Annotated in this window: 8 protein-coding genes; 4 read left to right on the top strand and 4 right to left on the bottom strand. The window is 57.4% G+C overall.

Annotated features, from left to right (window positions below; translation table 11 throughout):
• Positions 1 to 53: 53 nt before the first annotated feature.
• The 3 genes from F2P67_RS00625 to F2P67_RS00615 form a co-directional block, all read right to left on the bottom strand.
• Positions 54 to 1,544 (bottom strand): MltF family protein, encoded by a 1,491-nt coding sequence (locus F2P67_RS00625; RefSeq protein ID WP_166216001.1) that lies wholly within the window; start codon positions 1,542 to 1,544, stop codon positions 54 to 56.
• A gap of 128 nt (positions 1,545 to 1,672) precedes the next feature.
• Entirely contained in the window at positions 1,673 to 2,701 is a 1,029-nt protein-coding gene (gene ahr / locus F2P67_RS00620; protein ID WP_166215998.1) for an NADPH-dependent aldehyde reductase Ahr, read from the bottom strand.
• Positions 2,702 to 2,774: 73 nt separating this feature from the next.
• A complete protein-coding gene (locus F2P67_RS00615; RefSeq protein ID WP_166215995.1) occupies positions 2,775 to 3,023 on the bottom strand; it encodes a hypothetical protein in 249 nt (82 codons plus the stop codon).
• A gap of 168 nt (positions 3,024 to 3,191) precedes the next feature.
• Between F2P67_RS00615 and F2P67_RS00610 the strand changes: the two genes are divergently transcribed.
• From F2P67_RS00610 to F2P67_RS00600, 3 genes are all read left to right on the top strand, one after another.
• Positions 3,192 to 3,836 (top strand): ATPase, encoded by a 645-nt coding sequence (locus F2P67_RS00610; RefSeq protein ID WP_166215992.1) that lies wholly within the window; start codon positions 3,192 to 3,194, stop codon positions 3,834 to 3,836.
• Positions 3,837 to 3,906: 70 nt separating this feature from the next.
• Positions 3,907 to 4,248 (top strand): YajG family lipoprotein, encoded by a 342-nt coding sequence (locus F2P67_RS00605; RefSeq protein ID WP_166215989.1) that lies wholly within the window; start codon positions 3,907 to 3,909, stop codon positions 4,246 to 4,248.
• 152 nt (positions 4,249 to 4,400) lie between these two features.
• On the top strand, positions 4,401 to 4,790 hold the full coding sequence (locus F2P67_RS00600; RefSeq protein ID WP_166215986.1) for a DUF1801 domain-containing protein: 390 nt from the start codon (positions 4,401 to 4,403) through the stop codon (positions 4,788 to 4,790).
• 8 nt (positions 4,791 to 4,798) lie between these two features.
• On the opposite strand, the gene F2P67_RS00595 is transcribed toward F2P67_RS00600, so the two are convergent.
• Positions 4,799 to 5,761: a LysR family transcriptional regulator gene (locus F2P67_RS00595; protein WP_166215983.1), complete on the bottom strand. Its 963-nt coding sequence runs from the start codon at positions 5,759 to 5,761 to the stop codon at positions 4,799 to 4,801.
• 125 nt (positions 5,762 to 5,886) lie between these two features.
• Here F2P67_RS00595 and F2P67_RS00590 point away from each other — a divergent pair, with 125 nt between their 5' ends.
• Positions 5,887 to 6,162, top strand: a complete 276-nt coding sequence (locus F2P67_RS00590) for a DUF2798 domain-containing protein (protein ID WP_166215980.1) — start codon at positions 5,887 to 5,889, stop codon at positions 6,160 to 6,162.

Below are 6,162 nucleotides of genomic sequence, written 5' to 3'. Positions count from 1 at the left end.
GTTTTGCCCGCAGGAAAGTTTTACCTGCTCTGATTTAGCAAATGATAGACACCTCACGGAGCAACTTTCGCCGCATTTTTCTCCTCTACAAGCTTGTAAGCCACGTAGTACTTATAAATGTTGCCTACATAGTCCACGGTTTCCCTGCCCACCACTTGAGCCGCTGCCTGTTCGACATTGCCGAACCATATGTTTTTGTCCAACCCGGATCTTTCCGCCAACGCGCGAAATTTACGCAAGTTACCGGGGCCGGCGTTGTAAGCGGCGAATGTCATCAGCGTTTTGTTCATTTGTGACAATTGCGGATCGTTGAGGTACTTATCCGCAAGCAAGCGCATGTATTTACTGCCAGCCTCGATGTTCCTGTCGGCGCTCTTGTCGATGCCAGCGATTGCGACGGTGGGATCGTTGGCGGTTTTAGGCAGAAGTTGCATCACCCCGACCGCGCCTCTGGGGCTGCGAGCCTTCTGATCGAGTTGTGATTCCTGGAAACCCTGAGCCATCAGCATCAAGTGATCGAAGCCGTAGGTAGCAGCGTGGCGGTTGAACACGTCGACCATCTCTTGAAACTTCTTCATCTGTTCTTCAGAAGTGGCGTTGAGTACGCGTTTGCTGCTGTTGGTGACGTACTTGGTACGCAGACTATTGCCGAACGTGGTGCCGACTTTGTGTGTTTTGACGAACTCGGCCAGTTCGCTTTTAAGTTGCGGGCTGTCTTTGCGAATCGCCCAGGCAAACTCTGAGTTGTCATGCAAGACAATCTCCTCGTGGATCTGCATGTCGGTATAAAGCGGTGCCCAGATTTTGGCGATGTAGCGGTCAACAACAGTGGCTTGCAGCAATCCGGCATTGACCATTTGCAGCAAGTCTTCCGATTCGAGGTTTTCGTCAGCCTTCTTCAATTTGATCGGTGCCACGCCCTTGGCCTTGAACGAGTCATTCAGCGTCTGAAGATGTTCGTAATAGCTGCTGGAGCCTCGGACGGTGATTTCCTGGCCTGACAGGTCTTCAGGTTTCTCCACCGCTTTGCTGCCGGGACGGGTGACAAGAATTTCCGGGATGTTCACGGCGAACGGATCGGCGAAATCCACTTCCTTGAGGCGTTCCTCGGTCACAGTGAGGCCGCCGGCGGCAATATCGCCGGCACCTTTAGTCAGTTTGGACATTAATTCATTGCGGGCAGTGGGGATGAACATGACGCGCCACTGCATTGATTTTTTGCCGTAGGGTTGTGTCTTGTTCAGCCAGGCTTCGAGGCCTTTGCCCAGCTCATAACTCAAACCACGCTGGCGGCCGCGATCCAGTTCAAAGAACGTCTTGCTGTACGGCACCAGCACGCGAATCAGCCGACGCTCGCGCATCCCTTCGAAGTCCCCGACCCAGTCCGGCAATACCGGCAAGACCAGTTTCTGTACTTCAGCGGTTTCGGCGGGTGTCAGCTCGACAGCAGGCAGTTCAGGTTGAGTTTGTGCTTTGGCCGTACCGAACATGCCGAACAGCAATACGAAAGCAAATGTATGCCAGCAACTGCGTAACGGGTTCATGTCACTCACCGACAGGGCAGGGAGATAGGGCTGCTTTCAGTATGGCTAATCGCTGGCTGTTTACTGCATCGATGGGTTATTAGATGAGAAAGAAGGCGCGAGGGCGATCGCCCGTCGCGCCCGCGCCATCACTTGCTCGCATCCACCACCACGCGATAGCGCGCCTTGCCACTGCGCAAGTGATCGACCGCCTCATTAATCCGGCTCATCGGAAACATCTCCACCTGCGGCACGATTTGATGCCGCGCGCAGAACTCCAGCATCTTCGCGGTATTGCCGGGCGATCCAACCGGGGAGGCAGACAAGGTTTTCTGCTTGGGAATCAGGTCGAACACGTGCACTGGAATTGCATCAGGGACAATCCCGACAAAATGCAATCGCCCTTTTCCGCGCAAGGTGGCGAGCATGGCTGGCCAGTCGAGGTTTGCATTGGCGGTGATCAACAGAAAGTCCAGAGTGCCGGCGATGGCTTTAAGTGCCGCGCTGTCGGTAGAGGCAACGACCTTATGCGCGCCCAGGCGTTTGGCTTCATCCTGTTTGTTCAGCGATGAGGTGAACGCGGTGACTTCGCAGCCCCAGGCGTTAAGGAAGCGCAGGGCCAGGTGCCCGAGTCCGCCGATGCCCACGACGCCGACGCGGTCAGTGGGTTTGATGTCAAATTCCACCAGCGGATTGAACACGGTGGAACCTGCACAAAACAGCGGCCCGGCCAGGCTCGGATCGATGCCCTCGGGAATCGGCAGAGCCCATGCCCAATGCGCTCGCAGGCGATCGGCAAAGCCACCGTTGCTGCCGATGATGGTCGGTCTGGCGGTGTTGCACAGGTGATGAGAACCGTCGATGCACGATGAGCAGTGCATGCAGCTGCTTTTGTACCAGCCGATTCCGACCCGCTGGCCGACTTTCAGTCCGCGCGCCTGGGCGCCGACCCGGACGATTTTGCCCACGGCTTCGTGACCGGGAATAAACGGGTATTGGCTGATGCCCCAGTCGTTGTCGATCAGTGACTGGTCGGAGTGACAGACCCCGCAATACTCGACGGCGACTTCGACTTCTTCTTCACCCAACGGGCCCGCATCGAAGCTGTAGCGCTTCAGCGGTGCGCCAGCGGCGGTTGCGGCCCAGCCGTTGAACGTAGTGGATTCGGTGTTACTCATGGGACACCTCCAGATCACCAGACAGGGCGTGATCCGCCCGGATGCTGCAGCGCAGCCCGGGAAGTCTAGTCGCTCATTCTTTCGGCGCTAGCCAGGTGTCGACAACCCGTCGATCAAGTTCTTCCCAGTACGCCATGCCCAACACCCGCGTGGTGTTCAGGCCGCGCAAGTAACCGCGTAACTGGTTGGCGGTGTCGCGTTTCAGTTGTTGATCGGTGATGTCTTTGTCGAGTAACACGGTTTCGTACTGGACCAGATATTCGGCCACGCGCTCACGAAAGTCGGACAAAACCGCGTCGCGGATCAAATCGAATGTTCTCAAACCGGGATCCTCAGTTGTCTTTGTTAGTTGTGATGAGTGTGTACCAGTCTGCACGCCGCGCAACTATCGCTTCAAGTAATAGTGACCATCAAGAAACGCAAGTTCTGCTTTGCCGGCGATGAGCGGAAAATCACCTCCATCGAACACGCAGCTCAAGGAATTTGCGCGATGAAGATTTTGACTCGACTGGCCGTCGTTGCCCTGCTGATGGGCGGGTTTGCCACCGTCGCACCGGCTTACGCAGACACATCCCCGTCGTGTCACTTTCTGCCCATCGCTGGCAGTGCCGCCGAATTGCACCACTCGCAAACCGTGGGCGTGCTGTACAGCGCGAACACCCGCGACAATCTGCAATACCTGGAGCGTTATCACGAGATGGCGCTGAACGGCGCCAAAGACGCGCTTGATCCGGCGATTCGCAGCGCTTTTGTCAGCAGCTCTGACCCGGAACTGGCGATCGACTGGCTGATCAGTTCATTGCAGCAGCAGTTTCTCTCGGTGACGGTCTACGACAACCTTGATGCATTGGTGCAGGCCCACCCGGATGTTGTGGTGAAGCTCGACACCTTCAACCGCTTGTTGACTCAGCGCAACAGCCTGGTCGAGGCGCGTTTCGTGGCGCAGTTCTACGACGCCGACCTGCAGTACATCGGCAAGGCCGAAGGCGCGGTCGAGCGGCAGATGCCGTCGGTGTGGGTGCACAACAAGGCTGCGCCGGCAATCGCCGCACAGATCGAGCAGCAACGCGATCTGCAACTGAGCGCCTTGAAACAGTTCGATGATTCGCTCAAAGCGTTGGTCAGCGCAGGCTGATCAGACCCGACATACAGGCCGATGTGAAAACGAACCGTCGCCCAAACCACAGATTTTCAGGATGTGACCGATGCGCCCGATACTGCTCCCTGCCATGACTTTTGCCGCGTTGCTGCTCGCCGGTTGCGCCAGTGCGCCGAACACGCCCAGCCTGACCCTGCAGACGCACAAGACACCGGCCCAATACGCCGATTGTGTCGTGCCGAAGCTGCAAGGCAGCGCGTTAAACCCGAGCGTTTCCCAGACTCAGCGCAGTTACCGGATCGTGGTGCCGAGCAAGATTTCCGCCGACAACGTGCTGGAAGCCTACAAGGCCGGAAGTGGCGGCAAGGTGTTTGTCTACGAGCGACACCTGCTGGCCTCAAACCTTCTGCCGTCCAGTTTTGAACGCGCCGCACAGGAATGCCTGTAAACCTGTTTTTCACCGAGCTCCTTTGGTTGGCCGCAACCAACCAATTCTTTGCCCCGCGACTCATTCGGTCGCGGGGCTTTTTTTGCCTGCGATTTTTTAACCGCGGGCTAGTATTGAAAATTCCGGGCCAACCACGTGGAGAGGGCGTCACGATGAAAAAAGCCATCGAACCGCCGAGCAGCGAGTCACCGTCAGCACTGATTGATGAGCGGATCAAGGATCTGGCTGACTGGCGGGGAGAGACATTGGCCAAAGTCAGGAAGATCATTCTTCACGCCGCACCCGGGGTGGTCGAAGAGTGGAAGTGGTGCGTGCCGGTGTGGTCGCACAGCGGCATCCTTTGCACCGGGGAAACCTACAAGGCAGCGGTGAAACTGACATTCGCCAAAGGCGCAGCGCTGGACGATCCCGCAAAACTGTTCAACGCCAGCCTGGAGGGAAATACCCGCCGCGCCATCGACATTCACGAAGGCGAACAGATTGACGAAAAAGCCCTGCAAGCGCTGATTCGCGCGGCGATCGCGTTCAATCAGTCGAAGTGAAGCGGCAATCACGATGAACTTGGCGTAACCCATTCAATAGGCAAACCATCATCCAGCGGCCAGCGCTTTCTCAAGTGTTCGGCCAAAAACGCCACGAACGCTTTGACCTTGGGCGTCATCGCCGCGCGATCCTGAACGCAGGCGTAAATTTCCATCGGTTCGAAGTAAGTTTGTGCGGTGCTTTGGCAATCTTCGAACAGCGGCACCAGGTGGCCGCGCTCGATGTGCGGCGCCGCAACAAACTGGGCCAGACGCGTGACGCCCGCGCCGTTTACGGCCATCTGCGCCAACGCGTCGATGTCGTCGCTGATGGCCGTAGCGTTGATCGGCGCGTCGTAACGTTGGCCATCGCGGTTAAAGCCCCAGCGCAGAAAGCGCCCGTCGAGCGGATAACGAAAGGCAAGACAGGCGTGGTGCTGTAAATCGTCCACCGAATTCGGCCAGCCGCAACGCTCAAGGTAGGCGGGGGATGCGCAGAAGATGAATGGCAGCGAAACGATCTTGCGCGCAACGATGCCCTCTTCCAGTTGCGGCTTGATTCGCAGGCTCAAATCGATGTTGTCCTGAATGTGGTTGATCCTGCGGTCGGTGGTCGACAGTTCAAGGCTCAAGCGCGGGTGTTGCGCAGCAAAAGCCGCGATCAGCGGGGCGACGACATGACGGCCGAACGCGGCGGTCGAAGCAATGCTCAAGCGGCCCTGCAACTCACGGTCATTGCCGATGATCGCGCTCTGCGCCGACTCCAGATCCGCGGCGATGCGCCTGACTTTTTCGTAATACACCGCACCATGCTCGGTGAGCGCCATGCTGCGCGTGGTGCGCTGCACCAGACGTACGCCAAGGTGCGTTTCCAGACGATTGAGCGTCTGGCTCACTGCCGCCGCGCTGACGCCGAGGGATTTCGCCGCGCCGACAATCGAGCCCGCTTCGACAACTTTGATAAAACTGGCGATCGCCGATAACAGATTCATCCATGCCCGCCATGAAAGAGCAATTCGTAAGTTCTACTTTATAAAGTAACCACGTTCCGTGGTCTAGTTGAGTGAGGGGCGGGTTGTTAAGGTGCGGGCTCACTGTCAACCAACGGATCTCACCGATGAATCAGAGAGTCACCGAAAACGCTGTCTATATCAGTCGCCGCAAGCTTTCCGCGCGGGCGACGCCGTATGTGTTTGCGCTGTACATGGCGACGATCATGGCCTTCCTGATGTCACTGGTGATCACCGCCGCCAACTCCGGCATTGATAACGATTACCTGAGCAATACTTTGCACGCCTACAAACTGGCGATGCCGATCGCCTTCCTGTGCATCCTCGTCGTGCGCCCGATCGTGGTCAAACTGGTGGCGTTGACCGTACACCCGCATCGTTAG

The sequence above is a fragment of the Pseudomonas atagonensis genome (assembly GCF_011369485.1).
Taxonomy (GTDB): Bacteria; Pseudomonadota; Gammaproteobacteria; order Pseudomonadales; family Pseudomonadaceae; genus Aquipseudomonas; species Aquipseudomonas atagonensis.
The sequence above is the reverse complement of the archived record's forward strand: the minus strand, read 5'-3'. Positions and strand labels throughout refer to the sequence as shown.